The organism is Ancylobacter lacus (assembly GCF_018390635.1).
Taxonomy (GTDB): domain Bacteria; phylum Pseudomonadota; class Alphaproteobacteria; order Rhizobiales; family Xanthobacteraceae; genus Ancylobacter; species Ancylobacter lacus.
The window spans coordinates 1-25,991 of sequence record NZ_JAHBGE010000041.1; the positions used below are offsets into that span (position 1 = coordinate 1).

The window sequence follows — 25,991 nt, forward strand, 5'->3', positions numbered from 1 at the left end:
TCATGTGGTGAAATCGACTGAAGGGCATCCTTGCATCGCGGGCCGTTCCACATATGACCAGAGGTGGAATATACCGCAGCCCAATGGAAACTCCGGCGAAGGAGATACCCGCTTGAGGATCCCGACCGCCCGTACGAGCTGACCGGCGAGGGCCGGCAGAAGCGAGGTGCATAAGCAGACGATGAATCCACGGGACGAAATCCCGAAACAGGACAGGCCGAAACCCGTGACGCGCACAAAGCGCGCCCCCTTGATCCAGCCACCTGCTTCGCGAATTTCATCGAGGCCAGCGGTCATGTGCCGCGCAGAAAGGCCGGACATATGACCGCACCGTCCTCATGTGGTGAAATCGACTGAAGGGCATCCTTGCATCGCGGGCCGTTCCACATATCATGGGTTGATGGCGTCAGGCCATCGGCTGGACCCAAGGATCAGCGTCGTGAAACGGGGATGGTCGTCCGGTCAGGAGACCGTGATGGCGGGTTACTGCGCAGGTTGCTTCCGCCGGGCTGCGAGGTGCAACACGTGCTGCCTGTGGGAAGCCGTCAGCGTGGCATGCTCCAGGGATTGATGACCGCCACACCGGCGGCATGGAAGGCGCTGGTATCGCGGGTGGCCACAGTGAAGCCCCGGGCGGCTGCGATTGCGGCGATATAGCCGTCGGGCGTCGGAAAGCCCTTCCCAGCCCCGCGCGCCTTCACGGCGAGGTCGGCATAGCGTTGTGCGGCAGCGACATCGAAAGGCAAGACGCGGTCGGCGAACAGCTCCATCACCCCGTCCATGGCATCCGTGAGCCGGTCCTTCCGCTTGCCCGCGGGCAGCGCACCGATGCCGTACAACAGTTCGGCGATGGTGACGCTGGAGAGATAGAGCGTCTCGGCCGCCTGCTCGTCGAGCCACGCCCGCACGGTGTCGTCGGGCGTGGGCTTCATCGCCTCCGAGATGACATTGGTGTCGAGAAGGATCATTCGAAACTCATCGGCTCGGCAGGCATCCTGTCGCGCGCCGGGCTGAGGGCGTCGATGTCCTCATTGGTCAGCCCCAGTCGGCGGCTGCGTTCCGCGAGCGCCGTTCCGAGCCGGAGGCGCGTGTCAGGGCGAACGGCGGTCTCCAGGATGTCGCGCATCTCGGCTTCGGTGCTGCGGCCGTGCTGTGCCGCGCGCACCTTGAGGGCACGGTGCGTCGCCTCGGAGAGGTTGCGGATCGTCACTGCGGGCATGATGGCGCCTCCAGTAAGGCCGATAGCGTTGATAGCAAAATAGAGGAAACGCCATCACATTCAAGATGGCGGGCTTGGCGGCGCTTATGCGCCGCCGGAGCCGAACCGATAGACCGGGATGCCCATCTTACGGGCCTTGTCGGCCAGATTGTCCTGAATGCCGGTGCCGGGGAAGATCACGACCCCGATCGGCACCACGTTCAGCATCTGGTCGTTGCGCTTGAAGGGCGCAGCCTTGGCGTGCTTCGTCCAGTCGGGCTTGAAGGCCACCTGCGGCACCTTGCGGCTATCGGCCCAGAGAGACGCGATCTTCTCGGCGCCCTTTGGGGAGCCGCCATGCAGGAGCACCATGTCCGGGTGCTTGGCGTGGATCTGATCGAGCTTGGCCCAGATCTGCCTATGATCGGCGGTGTCGCCACCCGAGAAGGCGATCTTCGGCCCGGCGGGCACGAGCACCTCGCTATCCGCGCGCCTCCTGGCGGCGAGGAAATCCCGGCTGTCGATCAGCGATGCGGTGAGGTGGCGATGGTTAACCCGTGATCCGGCCCGTGGCGTCCAGGGAGAGCCGGTGGCGATACGGTAGCGGTCGGCGGCGGCATCGCGGAAGGTTTCCATGCCGTCGCGGCGGCCGATCAGGTTCATGCCGATGTCGATCAGACGCTCGAGCTCCAGGGACTTCACCTCGGAGCCGTCCTGTTCATGCTGAAGCTGCTTCTGGGCCTGCTCGTTGACGTCAAGCTTCTGCTCGATCCGGTCCACGGCGCGGTGGAACATGTTGACGGTCGACCAGAGGAGATCGGGAAGCTCGGCATCGAGGCTGGTGTCGGTGATCGTGGCGACCAGGGCATCGAAGATATCGGCGATGGCGCCTTCGATGAGGCGGTCCTCCGGTGGCAGGCGCTGGTCGCGCTCGTCCTCGGAAGGACGGTAACCGTGGAGCTGCAATTCCTGGATCAGGTGGTCGGTCGGGGATGAGACGTGGTGCGGCTCGTGGTCGTCATGCGCGCTCATGGGATGCTCCATCGGTTTGGACCGCTTGCCGTGGCGGCCTTCATGGCGACGAAGCCGTCGGGCGGGACGGACCTGCACCCGGAGCGAAGCGAGAGGGCCGCAGCGCCAGCGGAGGATGGCGAGAAGCCGGCGATTTTGCTTCGCGATGGAAAGCGGCCCGAAGGCCGCGCCGGAAAATCGTCGGCGGCAGCCATTGCCGATCCGGCCCGGCTGATGGCCGATCGCCCTCTCGAAGGCCCAAGGCGCGGTCCTCTTGCCGTGACTGACGCATCCTTGCGTGTATGGCGGACACGTCTCGCGGTTCATCTGGTTTCGGCTATGGGGCCAGGCTCATGAAGCGCACGACATCTTCCGGTGCGAGTTGCACCCGAACGCCCGTCCGCAGGGTATCGATACCGAGCTGCTGGAGATCCTCGTTGAAGTCCCCAAGTGCTGGCGACAATGGAATGGCCTCGATGCCCTCGGCGTTCGCCCGCTCGAGCAGCGTGTCCCGCGCGGAGTCGCCTGCCGGATCCTTGTCGTGGACGATATAGAGCCGCCTCAAGGCAGGCGGGAACAGGACGGCGGCCAAATGCGATGCCGAGAGCGCCGGTGCCATCGCCATGTTGGGCAGGACCTGCCGGAGCGACAGCATGGTCTCGATGCCTTCGCCCGCTGCGATCACGCTGTTGGGCACACCGATGCGAACGGTAGACCCAAGCAGATCGCCCATCGCCTTGCGCGGCGTGTCGACCGGAGCCTTGTCCGAACCGTCGGGTGCGAGCCAGGTGCGGTGCACGCCGGTGATCCTGCCGGAGAGATCGGTGACGGCGGCGATCATCGCGGGCCAGGTCTCTGTCGGGCCGTTGTCAGGCTTGTAGTAGCAGCGCGGATGGAAGCGCAGGTTTCCGGCTCCGTGCAGAAGCGTAATGCCGCGTCGGCGCAAATACGTCTCTGCGAGGGTCCCGGCGATTGGCTGCGACATGGCGAACAGACGCCTTGCCGCTTCGGTCGATCCTGACGGGGCCGGCGCGATACCGCGTTGTGCTACGGGCTCCGGTTCGGGATGCGGCAGGTTGAGAAAGGCGGACGCTTCCTTAGCAACGTCAGCGAAGTCGGGGAGACCGTGCGATCCGCGGATGACGTCGAGAAGATCGCCATGCTCGCCGGTGGCGGCATCGGTCCATTTGCCCGCCGGCCCCTTCGCAGATGCCTGGAGCCGGACAAAGAGCGAGCGGCCGGGCGTGTTTCTGATATCGCCGACAAGCCAGTAGCGGCCCTCCCGGCGTCCATTGGAGAGATAGTGGCGGCAGACCGCCTCGGCTCGATCGGCGAGCCGGCGCGACAGATGTTGAGCAATCCCGGACATGGCGAGCTTTTCAAAAACAAAGGCCCGCCGACAGAGCCGGCGGGCCGAGGTTCAGGATCGTGTTGAGGGTTACTCCGCCGCCACGGCAGGGGGGATGTCCGTGGCGTCCTCAGTATCCTCATGGCTCCCGTCTTCGCCCATGGCCGTTGTGCCGTCCTGCGCCGCCGTTCCTTCGCCGGCCTCCGGTTCGGCTCCGCGCAGCGGTTCCGGCAGCCAGCCGGTGCCGGCCAGCAGCGCTTCGGCCTCGCGGGCCATGTCGCCCTTCTTCAGGTGCGCGATACGCTCCGCAGCACGCGGCCCCTTTGCCTCGCCCACCGCCTGCAGAATGCGGGCCTTGGTCACGCGCCCGAGGAAATTGTCCACGGTCGGCTTCCACCCGGCAGCCGCCATGTCGAGGTCGACGGCGCGGGCGACCTGATCGGCATGGTTGAGCGCGCGCGGCCGCCGGTTCCAGGCCTCATGGACGGCGTTCACCGAGAGGCTCACGACATGGGCGAACAGGCCGGAGCGGCTGTCGCTGTCCCAATCCCGCAGCGCCTCCCAGAGATCGGCCGAGTCCTTCGGCAGGACCTTGGCCCAGCCCTCATGCCGGGCGTGGATCGCCGCGGCCGAGGCACTGTCATTCAGCCCCGGCGCCTGCGCGCTGAAAGCCACGCTCTTCAGGTCGAGTTCGAGGCAGCTATCCGAGCCGTAGCGGTAGAAGCTCTTCAGCGTCAGGGCATGCAGGGCGGCGAGGAAGGCGACGTCCAGCCGTTCGCCCAGCGCCTGGCGCAGGCCGAGCGTGCGATGCGAGGTCAGCTCGGTCATCAGCCGGTCCGAGAGCGCAGACAGCCCTTCGTCCTCCTCGGGCTCAGGCGCGTCTGCCATGACGGCCTCGCCGGTACGCATGGCCGCAACCGCGCCAACGTGCGGTACGGCGTCTTCCGCGGCGACTTCGGGCTCCACCGGCAGTTCGTCCTCCGGCCGCACATAACCGCGCTCAATGCGGACCGTGCCGTCATGGGCGATGCTGACGAAGGCACCAGCGCGCGCCACCTCCAGCAGATCGAAGGTGATCGGACGCGCGTCGAAGGCTTCGATCGCCGTCTCGATCTCGCCGAGCCGCGCATCGACATCGTCGGGCAGTTCATCCGCCTCGGCGTATTCCGCGGACAGGCGATCATATTCCGCCTGGAGGGCATCGCGGCCGGCTTCCTCTTCGGCGCTGAGCGGGATGGTCTCACCGCGCAGCTGCCGCAAGCCGTAGGTGTGGCCATAGGCGAAGTCGGGGGCCATCTCGACCCACTTCCACCCCTCGATAGCGACAGCGTTGGCCTCAGCCTTCAGCTTCTCGGCCACCAGCCGGTCGACAAGCGCGACATCCTGCAGCCAGCCGCCGTCGTCGCCCTGAAACAGGTCGCGCAGGATAGTGCCGCCGGCCTCGACATAGGCCTCAAGACCGATGAACTGGGCGCGCTTGTCACAGGCGCGGACAGCACCCTCGGTCAGCATGCGGCGGATGGCATAGGGCTGCTTGTCATAGGAGGTCTTCAGCCGCTCGAAGACCTGTTCCTGGCGCGAATGGTCGCCGGACACGGTGAAGGCCATGAGTTGGTCGAGCGTCATGTCGTCCTCGGCATAGACCTCCAACAGCACCGGCGAGACCGAGGCGAGCCTGAGACGCTGCTTCACCACGCCGACGGAGACGAAGAAGGCGGCAGCGATCTCCTCCTCGGACTGACCCTTCTCCCGCAGGGCGAGGAAGGCGCGGAACTGGTCGAGCGGATGCAGCGGCGCGCGCTGGACATTCTCGGCGAGCGAATCCTCCTCGGCGATGCCGCCTTCCCGGATCACGCAGGGCACAAGCGCAGTCCTGGCGAGGCGCTTCTGCTTCACCAGCAATTCCAGCGCCCGATAGCGCCGTCCGCCGGCCGGGATCTCGAACATGCCGGTCTCGACGCCGGCGTCGTCAACCACAGGCCGGACGCTCAGGCCCTGCAGCAGGCCACGGCGGGCGATGTCCTCAGCCAGTTCCTCGATCGAGACCCCGGCCTTGATGCGCCGGACGTTCGATTGGCTGAGCAGGAGCTTGTTGAAGGGTATGTCACGCGAGGGCGAGAGCGTGATCTTCTGAACATTGGTCGCCATGGAAGGCACCTCCGCGACGGGCGGCCAAGAGCCTCTCTCTCGACCTCCAACCCGTCACGAAGCGCAGCGCCGCCCTCTCACTCTGGAGGGCGACGCCGCAGAACCGCAGATCCGCACAAGCGCAAAGCCGGAAAGCCGGAGACACGGGTGTCCGCATCTCCGGCTTTCCGGAAATCAGGCGGCCCGATCGAGCAGCTTCTTGGCCCGGCCCTCCAGGTCGAGCCGCGCATCCTGGTGCGGCTTGTCGCGTGCGAGCGCGGTGATGCCCTGCACGAAGTCGAAGATGCTCTCGGGCTTGCGCCCTTCCTCGGCCAGAACCGTATCGATGATTTTGGCGGTCTCGGCCCTGGAGAAGCCCCGGTTGCGCAGGAAGTCGCTGCGGTCCTCGTCGGTGCGCGCGACGATCTTCTCGCGTGCGGCCTTGATGCCGTTGACGAAGGTCATGGGCGAGGAATTGGCGAAGCGGGTCAGGGCTGGGGCCGCCTCGTGCGCGAAGCGCGAGGCGGCGTATTTTGAGTGGCGGATGGTGATCTCCTGGAAATCCTCGACACCCCAGAGATTGCGGTTCTGGCAGACGGCACGCAGATAGAAACTCGCGATGCCGAGCGTCTTGGCGCCCACCTCCGAGTTCCAGCAATAGAAGCCCCGGAAATAAAGGTCCGGCGCGCCGTCGGGCAAACGCCCGGCTTCGATGGGGTTGAGATCGTCGACCAGGAACAGGAATACGTCGCGGTCGGACGCATAAAGCGTTGTCGTGTCCTTGGTGATGTCGACACGCGGATTATAGACGCCCGTCGACCAGTCGAGCACGCCCGGCACCTTCCAGCGCGTGTCGCCGGTGCCGTTGCCGGCGATGCGCTGCACTGCCTCGACCAGCTCATGATCATAGATGCGGCCATAGTCCGGGCCGGTGACCGCGCGCAACTCGACGCGGCCATTGGCGGTTTCGAACGTCTTGATCTGCTCGGCGCGGTGCGAGGTCAGGCCATATTGCAGATTAATGCCGGCCAGCGCGGCTGGAAGCTGGCGCAGATAGGCGGCCGGGGCCCCGATCTGGGCCGCGAGCTGGCCGAAGGACCAATGGTTCGGCTCGACGGGGGCATCCGCCCCGGGAATGACCAGCGCCAACCGCTCGGCATTGGAGCGGCTCGCCTCCACATGGATGCGCGACGTCTCCACCAGGCGCGACCGACTGTGATCGGCACGCCCCCGCACCATCGCGGCCAGTTCGCCGAGCGACAGGAACCGCTCATCATCCGGCCGGGAGAACCATTCCGACGACACGCGGCCGACCCGTTCGCCGCGCGTGACATCCACCTTGTGGCCGCCACTGGCGTCGCGACCGGCATCCAGAACCTGCATGTTCATGGGGAACACCTCCATGACGGGCGCCGGAAGCCTCTCTCCCGACCCTCAACCCGTCACGGAAATCCAGACCTGCCTCTCACACTTTTGCGCCCTGAGGGCTTTGGGGTGGCTCTGCCCGACAGCCTGGGAGGTGTGATCTGAAATGAACCGCCCCGGCTTCACCGGAGGCGATTTGGCTTAAGTCATGCCGCCATTGCTGTCTCATCGAGCATGACGCTGTAGCGTGCCTCGGCTTCGGCTGGCGGGATGTTACCGATAGGCTCCAGCAGCCAGAGATGGTTGAACCAGTCGACCCAGGTCAGCGTGGCAACCTCGACGGCCTCGAAGGATCGCCAAGGACCTCGGCGATGCATGACCTCAGCCTTGACAGGGCGGTCGCCTCCGCTGGAGCGCGCCACGGCTTTCCCTGCCGCGCTTACCGCCTGCTTACCGAAATGGCAGAGGTGTTGCCGGTAAGCAGAAAACGCCCCGAAGGGCGTTTGCTAACTATCAGATTTTATTGGGAAAATTTGGAGCGGGCGATGGGATTCGAACCCACGACCCCAACCTTGGCAAGGTTGTGCTCTACCCCTGAGCTACACCCGCACCGCTCCTCGGCCCGGCGGCTGAGTGGCCGCCCCCGAACGCGGCGTTCTATGCCCCATGCCGCGGGCGATTGCAACGGGGTGGTGACGTTTCTTTCCACAGGCCTGTGGACACCTGCCCCTTCCGCGGGCCCGCATCCCCTCCCACGCGGTGTCTTGTGCCGGACATCGGAATATGGGAGGCGGAGGCGCGGGCCGCGCAGGGTCCGTGAAGGAGTCTCCCATGCGCCACCTCACCGTCGCCGCCACCCAGATGGCCTGTTCCTGGGACATTCCCGGCAACATCGCACGGGCCGAGGCGCTGGTGCGCGCCGCGGCTGCGCGCGGCGCCCGGCTCATCCTGATTCAGGAGCTGTTCGAGACCCCCTATTTCTGCCAGGACCAGCTCCACGAATATCTCGCGCTGGCAAAGCCGCTGGAAGGCAACCCGCTGATCGCGCATTTCGCCGCGCTGGCCCGTGAGCTCGGGGTGGTGCTGCCGCTGAGCTTTTTCGAGCGGGCGGGACAGGCCGCTTTCAACAGCCTCGCGGTCATCGACGCCGACGGCAGCATTGCCGGCGTCTACCGCAAGAGCCACATTCCCGACGGCCCCGGCTATACGGAGAAGTTCTATTTCTCGCCCGGCGACACCGGCTTCCGCGTCTGGAACACCAAGGTCGGCCGCATCGGCGTCGGCATCTGCTGGGACCAGTGGTTTCCCGAATGCGCGCGCGCCATGGCGCTGATGGGGGCGGAGATTCTGCTGTATCCCACCGCCATCGGTTCCGAGCCGCACGATCCCACGCTTGAATCGGCCGCGCACTGGCAGCGGGTGATGCAGGGCCATGCCGGGGCCAATCTTATGCCGCTGGTCGCCTCGAACCGGATCGGCACCGAGGCCGGGCGCAACGGCACCTCCATCACCTTCTACGGCTCCTCCTTCATCGCCGATCCCACCGGCGCCAAGGTCGCGGAGGCGGGGCGGGACGAGGAGACGGTGCTCACGGCCACGTTCGATCTCGACGCCATCGCGCAGCAGCGCCATTCCTGAGGAGTTTTCCGCGACCGGCGGCCGGAGCTCTACGGCGCGCTGCTGAGCCTCGACGGCCGCAAGCCCCACGCCGCCGCACGCTGAAGGAGCCGCCATGACCGCCGACGCCCCCGCGACGCTGCCCGGCCCACCCACCGCCGACGGCTTCCGCATGCCGGCGGAATGGGAGCCGCATGCCGGCACGCTGATGATCTGGCCGGTGCGCCCCGACAACTGGCGGGAGGGCGCGCGGCCGGCACAGGCGGCCTTCGCCGCCGTTGCCGGCGCGATCGCCCGCTTCGAGCCGGTGACCATGCTGGTGCCGCCGGAGGCGCTCGCTTCCGCCCGGGAAACCCTGCCGCCGGGCGTGCAGGTCCTTGAAATTCCGAGCAATGACTCCTGGTGCCGCGACAGCGGGCCGACCTTCGTGACCGATGCCGGTGGGCGTCTGCGCGGGGTGCACTGGGACTTCAACGCCTGGGGCGGGCTCTACACCGATTTCGAGCAGGACCGCGCCCTTGCCGCCGCCGTGCTGAGGCAGGCCGGCGTTCCGCGCTACCGCGCGCCCTTCGTGCTGGAGGGCGGCTCGATCCATGTCGATGGCGAGGGCACGCTGCTCACCACCGAGGAGTGCCTGCTCAACCCGAACCGCAACCCGCAGCTCTCCCGCGCGGAGATCGAGCGCAACATGCGGGACTATCTCGGGGTCGAGACGATCCTCTGGCTCGAGTACGGTCTGGTGGATGATGAGACCGATGGACACATCGACAACATCGCCTGCTTCGTCCGCCCCGGGGTGGTGGCGCTGACCTGGTGCGACGACCCCGCCGACCCCCAGCACGCCATCTCCAGGGCCGCGCTCGAGCGGCTCAGCCGCGCCCGCGACGCCCGTGGCCGTCCGATCGAGGTGGTGAAGCTGCCGCTGCCGGGCCCGCTGTTCCGCACCGCGGCCGAGGCGGTGGAGGAGCCGCTGGCCGGGGGCGGCACGATGAGCCGCGGCGTCGGCGAGCGGCTCGGCGGATCGTATGTGAACTTCTATGTCGGCAACGGCTTCGTGCTGATGCCGCTGCTCGACCCGCGCCACGACGAGGAGGCCCGGGCCATTCTCGCCGGCCTGTTCCCCGGCCGCGAGGTCATCGGGCTGCCGACGCGGGAAATCCTGCTGGGCGGCGGCAACATCCACTGCATCACCCAGCAGATTCCGGTCGGCACGCCCGGCTGAGGCGCGACCGGCCGAGGCCGGCGCCTGGCCTTCAGGCCGAGAGCCGGCGGATCAGCGCCTCCACCGCCACGGCGTAGCCCGCCGGGCCGAGCCCGATGATGCAGCCGGTCGCCACCGCCGAGATCGGCGAATGGTGGCGGAAGGTCTCGCGCTGGAACACGTTGCTGACATGGACCTGCAGCACCGGGCCGCCGAAGGCGACCAGCGCGTCGGGAAGCGCGATCGAGGTGTAGGAGAGGCTGCCGGCATTGATGACGATGCCGTCGGCGGTGCCGCGCGCCTGCTGGATCCAGTCCACCAGCTCGCCCTCATGGTTGGACTGGCGAAAGCCGAGCTCGGCGCCCATCGCCGCGGCGCGGGCGCGGCAGGCCGCCTCGATGTCGGCAAGGGTCAGCCGGCCATAGGGGCCGGTGGGGTCGAGGCCGTAGAGATTGGTGTTGGGGCCGCTGACGACCTCGATCCGCACGGTTTTCTCTCCCTTCACGGAATCTGGTCGTCGGCGCCGATGGCGGCGAGGCCGGCGCGGGCCACGGCGACATCCTGCTCCCCGGTGCCCGATCCCACGCCGATGCCGCCGAGGCAGACCCCGTCGACGATGATGGGCAGCCCGCCCTCGAGATTGGTGAGGCGCTGGCCGCCGGCGAGCGACAGCTTGATCTCGTCGGCGGGCTTCAGCCGCGAGGTCGGCTGGCGGTGCGAGGCGGCGGTGATCGCCTTGGACAGCGAGGTCTCGCGCGACAGCAGCTTGGCGCCGTCCATGCGCACGAAGGCGAGAAGATTGCCGCCCTCGTCGACGATGTTGATGTTCTGCGGCACCCCCATCTCGCTCGCCTTGGCGACGGCGGCGGCGAGCATCTTCAGCGCGCCGGCATGGGTGAGCTTCAGGGTGGGGAGGAGGATCGACATGGGCAGGCCTCGCGGCTCGGAACGGACTACTGGTCGCCGGGGACACCGTAGGACGGCGCGGTGGAAGGGTCGAGCGCGCGGGTGACGTAGGCGTCCATCTGCGGCTGCCACAGCGCCCACAGCGCCGCCAGCTCGGCGATGGGGTCGCCCTCGGTCCAGTCGACCCTGAGGTCCGCCACCGGCCAGCCCACCGTGTCGACCAGCAGCATGCCGGCGGAATGCACCGGCCCCTCCTCGCCACCGGCGGCCACCGCGGCCTGCATGGCGGCGAGGATGCGCGCGCCGAGATGCGCCTCGGGCTCAGCCTCGAACGCCGCGACCATGGCCGCGGGCACCTCGAGCGAGGCGAGCAGGTTGCCCGCCGCCGCCACATCTGTGCCGGTGGCGATGGCGTGGGTGCCCAGCGTGCGGGTGCCGGAATGGCCGGCGACGCGCCCTTCCCGGTCCAGCAGCACCACCTGGCGGAACTCGAAATGCGGCGCCTCGGCCTTGAACCGGGCCAGCGCCTCGGCGGCGGAAAGGCCCTGCGCCATGAGGTCGAGCCCCTTCGGCCCCAGCGTCGGGTCGGTGATGTTCTGGGTCGCCACCACCCCGACCCCGGCCCGGGCGTGGGCGCAGCGCGCCGCGACGCAGGGGCTGGAGGAGGAGACGGCGATGCCGAACATGCCGGTGCGCGCGCAGCGCGCGGAAACGGAGAAGGTCACGCCGCCCTCCCGATCAGGCGGCGTCGGGGATGACGGCCGTCACCTCGATCTCGACCAGCCATTCCGGCCGGGCGAGCGCGGGCACCACGAGGCCGGTGGAGCACGGGAACACGCCCTTCAGCCACTTGCCCATCTCCTGATAGACCGCCTCGCGGTAGCGGATGTCGGTGAGATAGACCACGACGCGGCAGATGTGGCTGAGGTCGCTGCCGGCTTCCTCCAGCAGCAGCTTGATGTTGGCCATGGCCTTCTCGGCCTGCTTGCCGGCATCGCCGACATGGACGCTCTCGCGGGTGTCGAGGTCCTGCGCGACCTGCCCGCGCAGGAACACCATGGTGCCGCGCGCCACGACGCCCTGGGAGAGATCGTTGTCGAGCTTCTGCTCGGGATAGGTCTGCTTGGTGTTGAACGGGCGCAGGCGGGTGTGGACGACCATGGACGGCGTTCTCTCGGTTCGGGATCAGGAGGTCGGGGGGGATGCGGGCGCCCGCAGCGGCCAGGCGTCGAGCGGGGCGTGCAGCAGGCTGGCGAGGCGCGACATCATGGCACCGGCGGCCGCCAGCTCGTCGAACCCGATCCATTCGTCGGCCTTGTGGGCGCGGGCGATGTCGCCGGGGCCGCAGACGATGGTGGGGATGCCGGCGCGGGCATAGAGCCCGGCCTCGGTGCCGAAGGCGAGGGTTGTCGGCTCGCCCGCGCCCGCCGCCGCGGCACCGGACAGCGCGGCGCCGAGCGTCACGGGCCAGCTCTGCGCCGGCGTGTCGAGCCCGGGATAGGCGCTGATCGGCTCCATCGCCACCCCGGCCTCTGGGGCCTGCGCCGCCAGCGCGGCGTGCGCCTCGCGCTGCAGCGCGTCCAGCCGGGCGATCAGCGCCGCCTCGTCCTCGCCGGGCAGGGTGCGCACCTCGAATTCCAGCACGGCGCGGTCCGGCACCAGGTTCAGCGCGCCGCCGCCATGGAGCGAGCCGACATGGACGCTGGACCAGGGTGGATCGAAGGCCGGGTCATGGCGCACGCGCAGCTCGGCGCCGAGCGCCGACAGCGCCACCGCCATCCGCGCCGCGGCCTCCACCGCATTGGCCGCGCGGTGCGGCAGGGCGGAATGCCCGCCCCGCCCGGTGAAGACCAGCCGGCGGGCGAGCTTGCCCTTGTGGGCGCGCGCCACCCGGAGGCCGGTGGGCTCGCCGACGATGCACAGCGCGGGCGGCGCGGGCAGCCCGGCCACCGCCGCCACCAGATCGTCGGCCCCGGCGCAGCCGACCTCCTCGTCATAGGACAGCGCGATATGGACCGGGGTCCGGCCCGCCGTGCCGAGGAACTTCGGCACCGCTGCCAGCACGGTGGCGATGAAGCCCTTCATGTCGGTGCTGCCGCGGCCATAGACCCGCTGGTCGCGCAGCGTGGCGGCGAAGGGCGGGCTCGACCAGCGCTGCCCCTCCACCGGCACCACGTCGGTGTGGGCGGAGAGCACGACGCCCGGCTGGTCGGCCGGGCCGAGGGTGGCGAGCAGCGCGACCTTGTCGCCCGCCGCATTGGGCAGCCGCCGCGCCTCGACGCCGAAGCGGGCGAGGTAATCGGCGATATAGTCGGCAATGTCGCGGTTGGAGCGATGGCTCACGCTCTCGAAACCGATGAGATCGCGCAGCAGCGCGACGGCGGCCGGGACTGCCCGCTCCGCCGCTCCAGCTTCGGCCGAACCCCCTGACAAACGCATGAAGCCCCTATGCGCTCGCCAGCCGGCGATAGCCCCGGCGGGTATAGACCAGCGGCTCCTCGGCATGGGTTTCCACCGCCACCACCTCGCCGGCGACGATGTGGTGGGTACCGAACGCGAAGACGCCCGCCACCCGGCAGTCGAACCGGCACAGCGCCCCGTGCAGCAGAGGCGCGCCGGTGACGCGGGTGTCCCAGGTGCCGGCGGCGAAACGGTCGTCGCGCCATTCGGGGATCAGCCCGGCGAAGCTGTCGGCCACGCGGTGCTGGTCGTGGCCGAGAATGTTCGCCGCGAACACGCCATTGGCGAGGATCGCCGGCAGCGACCGGCTGTCCCGGTGCACGCAGAACAGCACCGAGGGCGGCTCCATCGACAGCGAGCACAGCGAGGAGACGGTGAGCCCGGCGCGGCCCGCCTCGCCCGCCGTCGTCACCACGGTGACGCCGGAGGCGGTGCGTCCCATGGCGTCGCGGAACAGGGCGGGATCGATGCTCATGACAGCCGCCCCGGCCGGGCGCCCCACACCGCGTCGGACAGGCCGGCGGCCTTGCGGACGAATTCCAGCGGACCCTCGAAATCGAAGGAATTATACACCGCCGCGAGGTGGTTGAAGTGCGGGGCCTGGGCGAACTGCACGAAGGTGAGCCGGTGGCCGGCATAGTCCGAGTTCAGCAGGTCGCGGGCGAAGGCAAGCAGCTTGCGGCGGTCGTCCGCACCCCACTCCTCGTTCAGCGTGTAGAACTTCTTCAGCCACTCGCCCGAGCCCGGTGCGGCGAAGGCGGCGGCGTTCGGCGTGACGCAGATCTGGCCGCCGCACAGCTCGCGGGCGATGTGCATCATCGCGGGAAGCTGCGAGCAGGCATGGACCCGGCCGGCATAGAGCAGCGACTGGTTCGGCATCAGCAGCCCGCCGGGGCTCTTTTCCGCTAGGGTGATCGAGGCGGTGAGATGGGCGTTGATGCCCTCGCGGTAGCAGACGAGGTCGGCGAGCTTCTCGCGGACCGACTGCAGCTTGTCCAGCCCGGTCTGCTTGGCGTTCCACATCGCCGCGCCGATCATCATGTCGGCGACGTAGAGCAGGCGCTGCACATAGGGGAAGGCGGAGTAGCGGTGCAGGGTGGAACGGATGTACTGCGCCGCCTTGGTGTGGCGGTAGAAGAACACGTCCTCCCAGGGGATCAGCACGTTGTCGAAGATCACCAGCGCCTCGACCTCGTCGAACCGGTTGGCGAGGGGGTAGTCGGCGGGATCGGAGCGGCCGGCGAAGCCGGAGCGGCAGATGTGCTTCACGCCCGGCGCGCCCATCTTCACGACGCAGCCCACGGCGTAGTCCGAGAGCTTCTCGTTGCTCCAGGCACCGACGGTCGGCTTCAGGAAGGCCTGGTCGGCATAGGCGGCGGCGGTCTCGTATTTGGCGCCGCGGATGATGATGCCGGCGTCGGTCTCCTTCACGACATGCACCATCATGTCGGGGTCCTGGTCCTGCGGGGCGCGGGAGCGGTCGCCCTTGGGATCGGTGTTGGCCGAGACGTGGAAGATGTCGTTGTCGAAGATGGTCTGGACGTGGCGGTCGACATTGTCGGCGAAGCGGGGGTCGAACTCGGCCAGCACGTCGCGGCCGTCGATCAGCGACCACACCTCGCCGATGGTCTCGTCGCCGACCCGGGTGACGACGCCGCCAATGTCCTTCATCACCGCGTCGACCGCGCCGATCTTGTCGGTCCAGTCCTTGGTCTCGCGCGGCGGCTTGTAGAAGATGGTGTTGCGCTTGTTGTCCTCGACATAGGTCAGGCGGTCCTGATAGGCCGCCTCATGCGCCATGTCGTACATGCGCGCCTTGACGTCGATGATGGGCTTGAACGCGGCGTGGCCGGTGATGTCCGTCACGCGCTCGCCATCGATCCAGACTTCGCGGCCGTCGCGCAGCCCGTTGCGGTACTCGTCACCTGTGCGGATCATCTGCCCATCCTTTTCTCGTGACGCAATCTTGTGCTGCGTGAATGGATCGGTAAAATATTTTCTATCGTTCCTTGAGATAGAATTTCCCGATGAACATCTCGCTGCGCGCCCTGCGCTACATCGTGGCCACGGCCGAGTGCGGCAATCTCACCGAGGCGGCGCGCCAGCTCAACGTCTCGCAGCCCTCCATCTCCGCGGCGATCGCCCAGTTCGAGGCCGAATGCGGCGCGCAGATCTTCGTGCGCCACCACGCCAAGGGCGTGACGCCCACCATCGCCGGCACCCGCATCATCAACGAGGCCCGGCTGCTGCTGAACCACGCCCGCGACTTCGGCCAGAACGCCCGTGCCATGGCCGACGAGGTGCGCGGCGAGATTTCGGTCGGCTGCTTCTGGACCATCGCCACCCATTTCATGCCGGGCCTGCTCTCCTCCTTCGCCGAAAGCCACCCCGGCATCACGGTGAGCCTCGACGAGGGCGACCAGCAGCTCATCCTCGACGCGCTGGTGGCCGGCCGCACCGAGATCGCGCTGTCCTACGACTTCGCCCGGCCCGAGGAGATCGCCGCCGAGCTGCTGGCCGAGCTGCCGCCCTATGCGGTGCTGCCGGCCGACCATCCCCTGGCCGGACGCGACGGGGTGAGCCTCGCGGAGCTGGCGCGCGAGCCCTTCATCCTGCTCGACCTGCCGCACTCCCGGGACTATTTCCTCAGCCTGTTCCGCTCGGTCGGGGTGGAGCCGCAGATCGCCTTCCGCTCCCGCGCCTACGACCTCACCCGCGGCCTCGTCGGCCATGGCCGCGGCTATTCCATCCAGAACGTGCTGCCGCGCACCCAGATCACCCATGACGGCCGCCGCGTCGCCTCGGTGCCCATCACCGACACGCTGGAGCCGGTGCGGCTGGTCAGCCTGCGGCTGAAGCGGCAGACGCCGCGGCCGGCGGTGGGGGTGTTCGCGCGGCATCTCACCGCGAGCTTCTCGGCCGGCGGCGCCTTCGCGCCGGGCACGCTGTCGCCCAGCCGCACGCTGCGCTGAGAACCGGCCCTCGCGGCCCCGCCCGCCCGCATTGCGCGGCGGACGCCCCATGCACTAGCCTGCCGCCGGCGCGGCGCAGCGGTGGCGCAGGAAACCCCCGGGAGACGAAGCGATGACCGAAACCCGCCCGTTCCGGTGGCGCCACATCCGCCCCGCCGATCACAGCGTCATCCCGTGGAAGAACGGCGGCGGCATCACCCGGGACATCGTGCTGCTGCCGGCCGGCAGCGGGCATGACGATTTCGACATCCGGGTGAGCCTCGCGCCCATCGTCACCGATGGGCCGTTCTCCTCCTTCCCCGGCATCGAGCGCCACATCACCCTGCTGCACGGCGCCGGGCTGGAACTCGTCTTCGACGGCCAGGCGCGGGCGCTGGAGCGGCTGCGACCGCTCACCTTCGACAGCGTTCTCGCGCCCTCCTCCCGGCTCGCGGGCGGAGCGGTGGAGGTGCTGAACGTGATGACCCGGCGCGGGCGCTGGCAGGCGCAGGTGCTGCCGCTCGCCGGCGGCAGCGCGCCCGCGCTCGCGGCCCCGCCCGGCGGGCATGTGGTGCTGCACGCGGTGCGCGGCGTCTGGCGGTTCGACGACGGCTCCGGCGCGCCGCGGCTGGAGGCGGGCGACACGCTGATGGCCGAGGGCCCCGCCACCCTGCACCCCGCCGCCGGGGCGGAAGGGGAAGCCATCGCCGCGCTCCTCTCACCGGTCGGCGGCGCCGCCGCGCTTGGCTGACACCCCAAACGGAGCCGCTGCCCAGCAGATGGGCAGGACACATCCTTGGGCGGACGCTAGAAACGGGGCGAGCGATTCGACGCGCTCGCGCGGGAAAGGCCCGCCGGGGCGTCCGCCACCCCCACACGGAGTGCCCCGGTGAGCCGCGAAGCCCTGGTTTTCTACAGCGCCGTCGACGATCCCGCAGCCTGGCGCGAGGCTCTGGCGGCCGAGCTGCCGGATCTCGATTTCCGCGTCGCGCCCGACGGGGTCGGCGATCCCGCCGAGGTCGGCTACGCCCTGGTCTGGAGCCCGCCGGCCGGCTTCTTCTCCCGCTTCCCGAACCTGCGGCTGGTGACCAATCTCGGCGCCGGCGTCGACGCGCTGGTGCGCCGGGACGACCTAGTGCCGGTGCCGATCTCGCGCCTCAACGACCCCGGCATGGTGCAGATGATGGCGAGCTACATCATCTTCGCCGTCACCCGCTACGCCCGCGACATCGACGTGTTCGAGGCGGCGCAGCGCCGGGGCGAATGGACCTATGTGCATCCGCGCGCCCTGTCCGAGGTCAAGGTCGGGCTGCTGGGGCTGGGCGAGCTCGGCACGCCGGCGGCGCTCGCCCTCGCCGGCATGGGCTACAGCGTGACCGGCTGGTCGCGCAGCGCCAAGACCCTGCCGGGCGTGACCTGCCTCACCGGGCGCGACGGGCTGGAGACGATCCTCGCCGGCTCCGACATCGTGGTGGTGCTGGTGCCGCTGACCCGCGAGTCCGAAGGGCTGATCGGGGCCGCCGAGCTGGCGATGATGCGCAAGGGCGCCAAGCTGGTGAACGCCTCGCGCGGCAAGCTGGTCGACGAGGCGGCGCTGATCGCCGCTCTGGAGAGCGGCCATCTCGGCGGCGCCACGCTCGATGTCTTCGTCAACGAGCCGCTGCCGGCGGGACACCCGCTGTGGACCACGCCCAACGTGCTGATCACCCCGCATATCGCCAGCATCACCGTGCCGGCGCTGGCCGCGCGCGACGTGGCGGAGAGCATCCGCCGGGTCCGCCGCGGCGAGGCGCCGCTGCACGAGGTGCACGCCGCGCGCGGCTACTGACCCCCTCGCCCGGCCGCTCCGGGCTTCCCCTGTGGAAGCCCGAGCGGAACCGCGCCCGGACGGGCTACGGCGGCAGGTCATTCGGTGTGCCGCATGACCATCTCATTTGGCACCCGCCGGTATCGGGGCAGTGGAAGCCGGGACGCCGCAAGGCGGCGCCACCGGCTCCACCCCCCGCGCCCCGCACCGGCGAGGACGTCGCCGCGTACAGCCGGCACTTGTGCTTCGGCCCCGCCGGCACCGCGCCGGCTATACGAAGGTTCTGCCGCCAAAGCGCGAAAGAAGGGCACACGAATACATTAAGTGCCCAGCGAAGTGGCCAGTTCTTCCTCAATCTATCATGCCGGACATGCAGGTCTCGAACGCATCCGGCCGGCAATTGCGCTGTCAGGCGGCAATAAAAACCAAGCTCTCGCCGACCCGCGCCGCGGCGGTCACGCCGGCAACTGGCATAGCAATTGCTTTTTATGTCGCCGGACGGGATGCACCGGCGGCGCTCCCGGCCGGATGCTTTCCCGAACGGGACGCCCCGGCACGGCGGCGCGGTTCGCGAAGGGCATGGGACGCTTCGCTGCATGACTGGCACGACTGAGGATTAGGACCAATGCTGAACAAGTTTTTCCGCCGGCAGATCGCCGGCGTTCTCTGCGGAACCGTGCTCGCGGCGGTCGCCTCGCAGGCCGCCTTCGCCGGCAAGCTCTCCCTCGGCCACACCATCTGGGTCGGCTACGGGCCGCTCTACCTCGCCAAGGAACTCGGCTACTTCAAGGAGAACGGCGTCGACGTCGATTTCCAGGTGGTCGATGATTCCGCGCTGGCCATGGCCGCCCAGGCCGCCGGCAAGCTCTCCGGCACCGCCACCACGCTGGACGAGATCCTGAAGTACCGCTCCGATTCCTTCTGCTTCAAGGCGGTGGCGCTGTTCGACGAAAGCCATGGCGGCGACGGCATGGTCTCGGTGAAGGAGATCAACAGCCTCGAGGACCTCAAGGGCAAGACGGTCGCCATGAACGAGGGCTCGACCTCTCAGTTCTGGTTCTCCTACCTGCTGAAGAAGAAGGGCATCCCGCTGAAGGAGGTCGAGGTGCTGAACATGAGCGCCGACGCCGCCGCCGCCGCCTTCATCGCCGGCCAGGTGCCCGCCGCCGTGACCTGGGAGCCGAACCTCACCCTCGTGAAGACCAAGAATGTCGGCAAGGTGCTGACCAGCAGCGCCGACACCCCCGGCGTCATCGTCGACGTGCTCGAATTCTCCTGCAGCGTCCTCGAGAAGCAGCCCAAGGACGTGAAGGGCTTCGTCGCCGCGCTGCAGAAGGCGGTCGACTACACCAAGGCCAACCCGGAGAAGGCCTACGCCATCATGGCGAAGGGCGTCGGCGGCTATCTCAAGGAGCCGAAGGACTTCGCCGACGCCGCCTCGGGCGTGAAGTTCTACGACAAGGCAATGACGATCGACTATCTCGGCACCCCGGACAAGCCCGGCAAGGTCACCGAGGTGCTTCAGCTCGGCAACGAGATCTGGGCCGATCTCGGCAAGGTGAAGAAGCCGATCACCTACAAGGAAGTCATCGACCCCAGCTTCACCCAGTGAGCTGACGGGCGGGGCACGCCCCGCCGCCTTCCACGCTCCCGGCGCGCACCGCGCGCGCCGGGGCCCCCCGGCATGACACACGAAGACGTTCAATGGCGCGCAAACAATCCCTGCTCGACCAGTGCCTGACGCCGAAGTCGGAGATTCCCGGCTCGCTGGCCTTCGCGATCTCCGCCCTGACCTGGGTGGCCGTGATCGCGGTGTGGTCGATCCTCACCTATGGCGGCTACATGCAGGACATCTTCCTGCCCTCGCCGAGCGCGGTGACCGCGGCCTTCTTCCGCCTGCTCGAAGACGGCACGCTCTCCCAGCACATCTGGGCCAGCCTGCAGGTGGTTGTGATCGGCTTCGTCATCTCCTCCATCATCGCCGTGCCGCTCGGCCTGCTCATGGGCACCTTCCGGGTGGTCCAGGCCGGCCTCGAGCCGCTGGTGAACTTCATCCGCTATCTCCCGGTGACCTCCTTCGTGCCGCTGTTCATCCTGTGGATCGGCATCGGCATCGAACAGCGCATCATGGTCATCTTCTTCGGCACCTTCTTCCAGCAGCTGGTGATGATCGCCGACGTGTCGCGCGGGGTGCACAAGGACCTGCTCAACGCCTCCTACACGCTGGGCGCCTCGCGGCGCGACGCGCTGCTGCACGTGCTGACCCCGGCGGCGCTGCCGGGCATCATCGACACGCTGCGCATCACCATGGGCTGGGCGTGGACCTATCTCGTCGTCGCCGAGCTGGTCGCCGCCTCTTCGGGGCTCGGCTACATCAGCATGAAGGCGATGCGCGGCTTCCAGGTGGACGTGATCTTCCTCGCCATCGCCATCATCGGCCTGCTTGGCCTCTTCACCGACCTCATCTTCCGCGTGATCCGGCTCCGGCTGGTCGCCTGGGCGAACTGATCCACCGAACGACGAAGGCACCCCGATGAGCGTTGTGAACGCCGCCGCCACCGATGCCGGCACCCGCTCCCGCCTGCGCATCAAGGATGTGCGGCTGGAGTACCAGACCCGCACCGGCAAGAATGTGGTGGCCATCGACCGCATCTCGATCGACGTACCCGACAACGAGTTCGCGGTCATCGTCGGCCCGTCCGGCTGCGGCAAGTCGAGCCTGCTCTACCTCGTCGCCGGGCTCGCCGACCCGACGGAGGGCGACATCCTGCTCGGCAACACCGTGGTGCAGGGCCCCGGCGCCGACCGCGGCATGGTGTTCCAGTCCTACACCCTGTTCCCCTGGCTCACCGTGCGGGAGAATGTCGAGTTCGGCCTGAAGCGCCGCAACGTGCCGGCGAAGGAGCGCGAGGACATCGTCAACCGCTACCTCAACGAAACCGGCCTCGCCGCCTTCCACGACGCCTACCCCAAGCAGCTCTCCGGCGGCATGATGCAGCGCGTGGCGATCGCGCGGGCGCTCGCCAACGACCCCAAGATCCTGCTGATGGACGAGCCCTTCGGCGCGCTCGACAGCCAGACCCGCAACACCATGCAGAAGCTGCTGCTGCGGGTGTGGGAGCAGCACCAGAAGACCGTGCTCTTCGTCACCCACGACATCGACGAGGCGATCCTGCTGGGCGACCGCATCTATGTCATGACCGCGCGCCCCGGCCGGCTGAAGGAGGAGATCGTGGTCCCCATCCCGCGGCCGCGCTCCATGGACATGGTCATGGACCCCGAGTTCATCGCGGTGAAGCGGCGGATCCTCGAACTGCTCAAGAACGAGATCAAGGACGACGAGCACTGAGGCCCGGGCCGCGTCCCGCCGGCCTCTCCGCCCGAGAGCGGCGCACCCTATCGGAGGGGGTCTCCCGACCCCGCAACTCGCCCGCCGCGCCACGCGCGGCGGGTTTTTCTTGGCGGCGCCGGGAAGGGCGACCGCAGCGCGCCACCCCGCGACGGGTTCTTCTCGGCGGCGCCGGGAACGGCAACCGCAGCGCGCCACCGCGCGGCGGGTTCTTCTCGGCGGCGCCGGGAACGGCAACCGCAGCGCGCTACACCGCGGCGCGCTTCTCTTGCGCGGCGGCGGCTCAGCCCAGCAGGCGGGCCACCGCGCGGCGGGCCATGACGCCGGCGAGGTGGGCGCGGTAGGCGCCGCTGCCGTGAATGTCGGCGATCATGTCCTCGGCCGGCAAGGCGAGGCCCACCAGCGCCTCCGGCGCGAAGGCGGCGTCCAGCGCCGCCTCGGCCTCTGTCCAGCGGAACACCCCGGCCTGGCTCGCCCCGGTCACCGCGACCCGCACCCCGGCCGGCGTCACCGCCACCAGCACCCCGGCCATGGCGTAGCGCGAGGCGGGGTTGGGAAACTTCTCATAAGCCGCGCGCAGCGGAACGGGGAAGGACACCGCGGTGATCATCTCGGCCGGCGCCAGCGCCGTCTCGAACAGGCCCTGGAAGAAGGCTTCCGCCGGAATCTCCCGCACCGTGGTGAGGATGGTGGCGCCAAGGCCGAGGCAGGCGGCGGGATAATCCGCCGAAGGGTCGTTATTGGCGACCGACCCGCCGATCGTGCCACGGTTGCGCACGGCGGGATCGCCGATCCGCCCGGCGAGATCGGCCAGCGCCGGGATCGCCGCGCGCACCGCCGCCGACGCGGCGACATCGGCATGGGGCGTCATCGCCCCCACCACCACACGATCCTCCTCGACCCGGATGCCGGACATCTCGGCGATGTCGCCGAGATCGACCAGATCGGAGGGGGAGGCGAGGCGCTGCTTCAGTGTCGGCAGCAGGGTCTGGCCCCCGGCGAGGTATTTCGCCTCGTCCTCGGCGGCGGCGAGGGCGAGCGCGTCGTCGACGCTGGCGGGACGGTGATAGCTGAACGTGAACATGGCGCTTTCCCTCAGCCGGCGGCGGGCGCGAAAGCGGCGGAACCCATGGCCGCCGCGCCGTCGATCACCGCCGCGACGATGTTGTGATAGCCGGTGCAGCGGCACAGATTGCCTTCGAGCTCGGCCCGCACCGTCTCGGCGTCGAGCTCGGTGCCGTGGCGCCGCACCGTGTCGAGCCCGGCCATGATCATGCCGGGCGTGCAGAAGCCGCATTGCAGGCCATGATGCTCGCGAAAGGCGGCCTGCATGGGATGCAGCGCCTCGGCGCTGCCGATGCCCTCGATGGTGAGCACCTCCCGCCCCGCCGCCTGGACCGCCAGCACCGCGCAGGCCTTCACCGCCCGGCCGTCGAGATGCACGGTGCAGGCACCGCACTGGCTGGTGTCGCAGCCGACATGGGTGCCGGTGAGGCCAAGCCGCTCGCGCAGGAAATCGACCAGAAGCAGGCGCGGGTCGACTTCCGCCGTGACGGCGATTCCATTGACGGTCGTGGCGAAGGTCGGCATCGGCCGTGGCTCCTGTGGCTGGACGTCCCGGCGCGGGGCTCGCAACCCCCGTGCCATTCCGGCGCGGCAGCGAGACGGCGGCCAGGCACGGTATTTCCGCGCCGCCGCGCGGAGGTCACCGGCCGCTGCCGCTTTCGGCGCCTTCCGCTGCCTAATGATTGGACAACGTAAGCCACCACTGGGGAAGCATTTTCTTTCTCTTTGTTCCTGTCACCTAGCACATAGGATCAAAGCATTGACCTGCGCAGCCCGCGGCGCGGCAGCCGCGCCGGACGGCCATCCCCTCCCAAGGTGTGCCCCCAACCGGCACCGCCCGGCCTGTTTCCTGCAGGTCCCCCATGAGCGGACGGGATCGCGCACCCTGGACGCCCGCAGCACCCGAGGGAATGGAAAGGACACCCACGGAAGACGCATATTTAGCCATTTGACATCGCTGCAAAAGCTAGTGATTTTGTCCAAATGGTACTAACAATAGTACGATAGGAACCAGGCTCTCGCAGAGGCGCCGGCGGCACCGCCGGACGATCAGCACAGGACCCGCATGAACCCGTTCGACCTCCATGCCGATGTCTGCGACCCCGGCATCTATCGCGCGGCCGTCGCGCATCTGCGCGCCCGCGGCATCGCCCTGCCCCGCTTCAGCGAACTGGCCGATCCGGGCTCGATGCCGGACGCGTGGCGGCGTGCCGCCGGCGCGGCGGACCGCAACGCGCCGGACGCCCGCAACCTGTTCGGCGTGCACTGGTACAACGCCCCGATGCAGGTGGGCGGCCACGAGGTGGCGGCCCATGTCGAGCTGCCCCCGGCGCTGACCGGGGTGCCCGCGCGCATCTTCGTCATGCTCGGCCGGCATTTCCCGATGATCCGGGCGCACAAGGTGCTCGCGGCCTATGCCTGCCTCGTGCCCCGCCTCGTCACCGGGAGCTTCGACCCCGTCGCCCACCGCGCGGTGTGGCCGTCCACCGGGAACTACTGCCGCGGCGGCATCGCCATTTCCCGCATCCTCGGCTGCCGCGGCGTCGCGGTGCTGCCCGGCGGCATGAGCGCCGAGCGCTTCAACTGGCTGGAGAAGTGGGTCACCGACCCCGCCGACATCGTCCGCACACCCGGCACCGAGTCGAACGTCAAGGAAATCTACGACGCCTGCGCCGAGATCGCCCGCGACCCCGGCAACGTCATCCTCAACCAGTTCGCCGAATTCCCGAACTACCTCGCGCATTACGCCATGACCGGCAGCGCCGCCGCGCGGCTGTTCGAGGCCCATGCCGGGCTGACGCCCGGGCTGCGCCTCGCTGCCTTCGTCGCCGGCACCGGCTCGGCCGGGACGCTCGGCGCCGGCGACCGGCTGAAGGAAGAGCACGGCGCCCGCATCGTCGCGATGGAGCCGGTGGAATGCCCGACCCTGCTCTATAACGGCTTCGGCGAGCACAACATCCAGGGCATCGGCGACAAGCACGTGCCCCTCATCCACAACGTCACCAACACCGACGTGATCGCCGGCGTCTCCGACACGGCGTCGGACGATCTCGCCCTGCTGTTCGGCAGCGAGGCCGGCCGGGCCTATCTCGCCGAGCGCCGCGGGCTCGACGGGGCGCTGATCGAGGCGCTGGGCGCCTTCGGCCTCTCCGGCATCGGCAACGTGCTGGCCGCGATCAAGGTCGCCCGCCGGCTCGACCTCGGGCCGGACGACGCCATCATCACCGTCGCGACCGACGGCGCCGAGCTCTACCCCAGCGAGCTTGCCGCCCATCTCGCCCGCAAGGGCGGGCGCTACGACCAGATCGACGCCGCCGAGGCCTTCGGCCGCCACCTGCTCGGCGGCGATGCCGACCATGTGCTGGAGCTGGACCACCGCGACCGGCAGCGCGTGTTCAACCTCGGCTACTACACCTGGGTGGAACAGCAGGGCATCCCGGTCGAGGATTTCGACCGGCGCCGGCACCAGTCCTTCTGGAAGGGCCTGCATGGCCAGCTCGCCGTGTTCGACGAGCTCATCACCCGCATGAACCGCGACGTCGGCGTCGCGGCGGCGGCCTGAGGGGGTGGTCGTGGGCGTTTCCTCCTATCTCGACCTGCGCGCCGCCACCCGCGCGCGCGACCGCAGCCTGCGCGACAAGGTGATGTCGCTGGAAGAGGCGGCGAAGCTGGTGACGTCGGGCGAGCACGTCGCGCTGGGCGGCTGCACCGCCTCGCGCACGCCGTTCGCCATGATCTGGGCGCTGATCCGCGCCGGGGTGACGGATCTCACCGTCTCCCGCTCCATCATCTCGACCGAGGGCGACCTGCTCTACGCCTCCGGCGCCTCCCGCCACATCATGACGAGCTGGTTCAGCCAGGGCATCGTCTGGGGCGTCTCCAAGGTGATGCGGGCCTACACCGAGAGCGGGCGCGCCCGCTTCGAGGAGTGGAGCCACATGGCGATGGGCCTGCGCTACCGCGCCGGCGCCATGGGCGTGCCCTTCATGCCGATGCGCTCCATGCTCGGTTCCGGCGTGCTCGACCGCGCCGAAGGGGCGAAGACGCTGGAATGCCCCTTCACCGGCGAGACCCTGCTGCTGGTGCCGGCGCTGAACCCGGACGTCGCGCTGATCCACGTCCAGCGCTGCGACGCCTATGGCAACGCCCAGCTCGACGGGCTGACCTTCATGGACATCGACATGGCCATGGCGGCGAAGCGCGTGATCCTCACCACCGAGCGGATCGTCTCCAACGAGCAGATCCGCCGGGCCCCGGACCAGACCAAGATCGGCTTCTTCACCGTCGATGCCGTGGTGGAAGTGCCGTTCGGCAGCGCGCCGCACGAGTGCTACGGGCTCTACGAGCCGTTCTACAGCCATATGGACCTCTATGCCGAGATGACGGCAAAGGACCCGGAGGCGGGGGCGCAGGCCTATCTCGAGCGCTTCTATCACGAGCCCACCAACTGGGCCGGCTATCTCGAGCGTATCGGCATGGCCGAGCTGCTCGACGCCCGGCGCCGCGGGAGCAGCATCTATGACGACTGACCTCGCTCACGCCGGCCTCGCCCGCGCCGATCTCGGCGTGGCTCCCGCCGCCCCGG

General features: G+C 68.9%; 25 protein-coding genes, 1 tRNA gene and 1 pseudogene. 10 read left to right on the top strand and 17 right to left on the bottom strand.

All coding sequences use genetic code 11. The features are described 5' to 3' along the window. Positions 1–545 precede the first annotated feature (545 nt). The 8 genes and pseudogenes from KHC27_RS08165 to KHC27_RS08200 all read right to left on the bottom strand — a co-directional run bounded on the left by KHC27_RS08165 (position 546) and on the right by KHC27_RS08200 (position 7,658). The gene (locus tag KHC27_RS08165; protein WP_213337507.1) at positions 546–968 is read right to left on the bottom strand and encodes a type II toxin-antitoxin system VapC family toxin; all 423 of its coding nucleotides are present in this window, start codon (positions 966–968) and stop codon (positions 546–548) included. After that, positions 965–1,219, bottom strand: a complete 255-nt coding sequence (locus tag KHC27_RS08170; RefSeq protein WP_149574227.1) for a FitA-like ribbon-helix-helix domain-containing protein — start codon at positions 1,217–1,219, stop codon at positions 965–967. Before KHC27_RS08170 ends, KHC27_RS08165 begins: the two co-directional genes overlap by 4 nt. Before the next feature lie 84 nt (positions 1,220–1,303). Beyond that, positions 1,304–2,230 (bottom strand): DUF2493 domain-containing protein, encoded by a 927-nt coding sequence (locus KHC27_RS08175; protein WP_213337708.1) that lies wholly within the window; start codon positions 2,228–2,230, stop codon positions 1,304–1,306. A gap of 316 nt (positions 2,231–2,546) precedes the next feature. Further along, positions 2,547–3,578 carry a DUF7146 domain-containing protein gene (locus tag KHC27_RS08180; protein ID WP_213337509.1) on the bottom strand — a complete coding sequence of 344 codons (1,032 nt, stop codon included), beginning with the start codon at positions 3,576–3,578 and terminating at the stop codon, positions 2,547–2,549. A gap of 69 nt (positions 3,579–3,647) precedes the next feature. Beyond that, entirely contained in the window at positions 3,648–5,705 is a 2,058-nt protein-coding gene (locus KHC27_RS08185) for a ParB/RepB/Spo0J family partition protein (RefSeq protein WP_213337511.1), read from the bottom strand. Between the two features lie 174 nt (positions 5,706–5,879). Next, positions 5,880–7,073: a DUF932 domain-containing protein gene (locus KHC27_RS08190; protein WP_213337513.1), complete on the bottom strand. Its 1,194-nt coding sequence runs from the start codon at positions 7,071–7,073 to the stop codon at positions 5,880–5,882. 182 nt (positions 7,074–7,255) lie between these two features. Beyond that, positions 7,256–7,438: pseudogene (locus tag KHC27_RS08195) on the bottom strand (IS3 family transposase); the annotation flags it as partial. 145 nt (positions 7,439–7,583) lie between these two features. Beyond that, a tRNA-Gly gene (locus KHC27_RS08200) sits at positions 7,584–7,658 on the bottom strand. Between the two features lie 222 nt (positions 7,659–7,880). Between KHC27_RS08200 and aguB the strand changes: the two genes are divergently transcribed. Both aguB and aguA read left to right on the top strand, forming a co-directional pair. After that, positions 7,881–8,687 (top strand): N-carbamoylputrescine amidase, encoded by an 807-nt coding sequence (aguB, locus tag KHC27_RS08205; protein ID WP_213337515.1) that lies wholly within the window; start codon positions 7,881–7,883, stop codon positions 8,685–8,687. 94 nt (positions 8,688–8,781) lie between these two features. Next, a complete protein-coding gene (gene aguA / locus KHC27_RS08210; RefSeq protein ID WP_213337523.1) occupies positions 8,782–9,888 on the top strand; it encodes an agmatine deiminase in 1,107 nt (368 codons plus the stop codon). A 31-nt stretch (positions 9,889–9,919) separates the two neighbouring features. On the opposite strand, the gene KHC27_RS08215 is transcribed toward aguA, so the two are convergent. From KHC27_RS08215 to KHC27_RS08245, 7 genes are read right to left on the bottom strand one after another with little or no spacing between them, the layout of a single operon-like run. Then, positions 9,920–10,354, bottom strand: coding sequence for a type II 3-dehydroquinate dehydratase (locus tag KHC27_RS08215; RefSeq protein ID WP_343210865.1), 435 nt, complete (start codon positions 10,352–10,354; stop codon positions 9,920–9,922). A 14-nt stretch (positions 10,355–10,368) separates the two neighbouring features. After that, positions 10,369–10,794, bottom strand: a complete 426-nt coding sequence (locus KHC27_RS08220) for a GlcG/HbpS family heme-binding protein (protein WP_213337527.1) — start codon at positions 10,792–10,794, stop codon at positions 10,369–10,371. Positions 10,795–10,820: 26 nt separating this feature from the next. Next, positions 10,821–11,498 carry a DUF1028 domain-containing protein gene (locus tag KHC27_RS08225; RefSeq protein WP_213337529.1) on the bottom strand — a complete coding sequence of 226 codons (678 nt, stop codon included), beginning with the start codon at positions 11,496–11,498 and terminating at the stop codon, positions 10,821–10,823. A gap of 13 nt (positions 11,499–11,511) precedes the next feature. Then, complete coding sequence (locus KHC27_RS08230; protein WP_213337531.1) at positions 11,512–11,934, bottom strand: RidA family protein; 423 nt, start codon at positions 11,932–11,934, stop codon at positions 11,512–11,514. A gap of 24 nt (positions 11,935–11,958) precedes the next feature. Next, entirely contained in the window at positions 11,959–13,212 is a 1,254-nt protein-coding gene (gene argE / locus KHC27_RS08235) for an acetylornithine deacetylase (RefSeq protein ID WP_213337533.1), read from the bottom strand. A 7-nt stretch (positions 13,213–13,219) separates the two neighbouring features. Further along, entirely contained in the window at positions 13,220–13,708 is a 489-nt protein-coding gene (locus KHC27_RS08240) for a flavin reductase family protein (RefSeq protein WP_213337535.1), read from the bottom strand. Then, positions 13,705–15,171 carry a 4-hydroxyphenylacetate 3-hydroxylase family protein gene (locus KHC27_RS08245; RefSeq protein ID WP_213337543.1) on the bottom strand — a complete coding sequence of 489 codons (1,467 nt, stop codon included), beginning with the start codon at positions 15,169–15,171 and terminating at the stop codon, positions 13,705–13,707. The genes KHC27_RS08240 and KHC27_RS08245 overlap by 4 nt, the downstream gene beginning before the upstream one ends. 89 nt (positions 15,172–15,260) lie before the next feature. Between KHC27_RS08245 and KHC27_RS08250 the strand changes: the two genes are divergently transcribed. The 6 genes from KHC27_RS08250 to KHC27_RS08275 all read left to right on the top strand — a co-directional run bounded on the left by KHC27_RS08250 (position 15,261) and on the right by KHC27_RS08275 (position 21,340). Next, entirely contained in the window at positions 15,261–16,205 is a 945-nt protein-coding gene (locus KHC27_RS08250) for a LysR family transcriptional regulator (RefSeq protein ID WP_213337545.1), read from the top strand. 112 nt (positions 16,206–16,317) lie between these two features. Next, entirely contained in the window at positions 16,318–16,935 is a 618-nt protein-coding gene (locus KHC27_RS08255) for a HutD/Ves family protein (RefSeq protein ID WP_213337547.1), read from the top strand. A gap of 138 nt (positions 16,936–17,073) precedes the next feature. Continuing rightward, complete coding sequence (locus KHC27_RS08260) at positions 17,074–18,012, top strand: 2-hydroxyacid dehydrogenase (RefSeq protein ID WP_213337549.1); 939 nt, start codon at positions 17,074–17,076, stop codon at positions 18,010–18,012. Between the two features lie 604 nt (positions 18,013–18,616). Then, the gene (locus KHC27_RS08265) at positions 18,617–19,603 is read left to right on the top strand and encodes an ABC transporter substrate-binding protein (protein WP_213337557.1); all 987 of its coding nucleotides are present in this window, start codon (positions 18,617–18,619) and stop codon (positions 19,601–19,603) included. Positions 19,604–19,695: 92 nt separating this feature from the next. Next, positions 19,696–20,499 carry an ABC transporter permease gene (locus KHC27_RS08270; RefSeq protein ID WP_213337559.1) on the top strand — a complete coding sequence of 268 codons (804 nt, stop codon included), beginning with the start codon at positions 19,696–19,698 and terminating at the stop codon, positions 20,497–20,499. A gap of 25 nt (positions 20,500–20,524) precedes the next feature. Beyond that, on the top strand, positions 20,525–21,340 hold the full coding sequence (locus KHC27_RS08275; RefSeq protein WP_213337561.1) for an ABC transporter ATP-binding protein: 816 nt from the start codon (positions 20,525–20,527) through the stop codon (positions 21,338–21,340). A 283-nt stretch (positions 21,341–21,623) separates the two neighbouring features. Here the strand turns inward: KHC27_RS08275 and KHC27_RS08280 are convergent, their stop codons facing one another. Beyond that, a complete protein-coding gene (locus KHC27_RS08280; protein ID WP_213337569.1) occupies positions 21,624–22,424 on the bottom strand; it encodes an FAD binding domain-containing protein in 801 nt (266 codons plus the stop codon). 11 nt (positions 22,425–22,435) lie between these two features. Next, positions 22,436–22,930 carry a (2Fe-2S)-binding protein gene (locus KHC27_RS08285; RefSeq protein WP_213337571.1) on the bottom strand — a complete coding sequence of 165 codons (495 nt, stop codon included), beginning with the start codon at positions 22,928–22,930 and terminating at the stop codon, positions 22,436–22,438. A gap of 541 nt (positions 22,931–23,471) precedes the next feature. Between KHC27_RS08285 and KHC27_RS08290 the strand changes: the two genes are divergently transcribed. Both KHC27_RS08290 and KHC27_RS08295 read left to right on the top strand, forming a co-directional pair. Then, on the top strand, positions 23,472–24,968 hold the full coding sequence (locus KHC27_RS08290; protein ID WP_213337573.1) for a pyridoxal-phosphate dependent enzyme: 1,497 nt from the start codon (positions 23,472–23,474) through the stop codon (positions 24,966–24,968). 10 nt (positions 24,969–24,978) lie between these two features. Continuing rightward, positions 24,979–25,935, top strand: coding sequence for a CoA transferase subunit A (locus KHC27_RS08295; protein ID WP_213337575.1), 957 nt, complete (start codon positions 24,979–24,981; stop codon positions 25,933–25,935). Positions 25,936–25,991 lie beyond the last annotated feature (56 nt).

Bases quoted from the DNA above. Each gene is read 5' to 3' on its own strand.
- KHC27_RS08165 (WP_213337507.1), bottom strand. From the start codon at position 968: ATGATCCTTCTCGACACCAATGTCATCTCGGAGGCGATGAAGCCCACG.
- KHC27_RS08170 (WP_149574227.1), bottom strand. From the start codon at position 1,219: ATGCCCGCAGTGACGATCCGCAACCTCTCCGAGGCGACGCACCGTGCC.
- KHC27_RS08175 (WP_213337708.1), bottom strand. From the start codon at position 2,230: ATGAGCGCGCATGACGACCACGAGCCGCACCACGTCTCATCCCCGACC.
- KHC27_RS08180 (WP_213337509.1), bottom strand. From the start codon at position 3,578: ATGTCCGGGATTGCTCAACATCTGTCGCGCCGGCTCGCCGATCGAGCC.
- KHC27_RS08185 (WP_213337511.1), bottom strand. From the start codon at position 5,705: ATGGCGACCAATGTTCAGAAGATCACGCTCTCGCCCTCGCGTGACATA.
- KHC27_RS08190 (WP_213337513.1), bottom strand. From the start codon at position 7,073: ATGAACATGCAGGTTCTGGATGCCGGTCGCGACGCCAGTGGCGGCCAC.
- aguB (WP_213337515.1), top strand. From the start codon at position 7,881: ATGCGCCACCTCACCGTCGCCGCCACCCAGATGGCCTGTTCCTGGGAC.
- aguA (WP_213337523.1), top strand. From the start codon at position 8,782: ATGACCGCCGACGCCCCCGCGACGCTGCCCGGCCCACCCACCGCCGAC.
- KHC27_RS08220 (WP_213337527.1), bottom strand. From the start codon at position 10,794: ATGTCGATCCTCCTCCCCACCCTGAAGCTCACCCATGCCGGCGCGCTG.
- KHC27_RS08230 (WP_213337531.1), bottom strand. From the start codon at position 11,934: ATGGTCGTCCACACCCGCCTGCGCCCGTTCAACACCAAGCAGACCTAT.
- argE (WP_213337533.1), bottom strand. From the start codon at position 13,212: ATGCGTTTGTCAGGGGGTTCGGCCGAAGCTGGAGCGGCGGAGCGGGCA.
- KHC27_RS08240 (WP_213337535.1), bottom strand. From the start codon at position 13,708: ATGAGCATCGATCCCGCCCTGTTCCGCGACGCCATGGGACGCACCGCC.
- KHC27_RS08245 (WP_213337543.1), bottom strand. From the start codon at position 15,171: ATGATCCGCACAGGTGACGAGTACCGCAACGGGCTGCGCGACGGCCGC.
- KHC27_RS08250 (WP_213337545.1), top strand. From the start codon at position 15,261: ATGAACATCTCGCTGCGCGCCCTGCGCTACATCGTGGCCACGGCCGAG.
- KHC27_RS08255 (WP_213337547.1), top strand. From the start codon at position 16,318: ATGACCGAAACCCGCCCGTTCCGGTGGCGCCACATCCGCCCCGCCGAT.
- KHC27_RS08265 (WP_213337557.1), top strand. From the start codon at position 18,617: ATGCTGAACAAGTTTTTCCGCCGGCAGATCGCCGGCGTTCTCTGCGGA.
- KHC27_RS08270 (WP_213337559.1), top strand. From the start codon at position 19,696: ATGGCGCGCAAACAATCCCTGCTCGACCAGTGCCTGACGCCGAAGTCG.
- KHC27_RS08275 (WP_213337561.1), top strand. From the start codon at position 20,525: ATGAGCGTTGTGAACGCCGCCGCCACCGATGCCGGCACCCGCTCCCGC.
- KHC27_RS08280 (WP_213337569.1), bottom strand. From the start codon at position 22,424: ATGTTCACGTTCAGCTATCACCGTCCCGCCAGCGTCGACGACGCGCTC.
- KHC27_RS08285 (WP_213337571.1), bottom strand. From the start codon at position 22,930: ATGCCGACCTTCGCCACGACCGTCAATGGAATCGCCGTCACGGCGGAA.
- KHC27_RS08290 (WP_213337573.1), top strand. From the start codon at position 23,472: ATGAACCCGTTCGACCTCCATGCCGATGTCTGCGACCCCGGCATCTAT.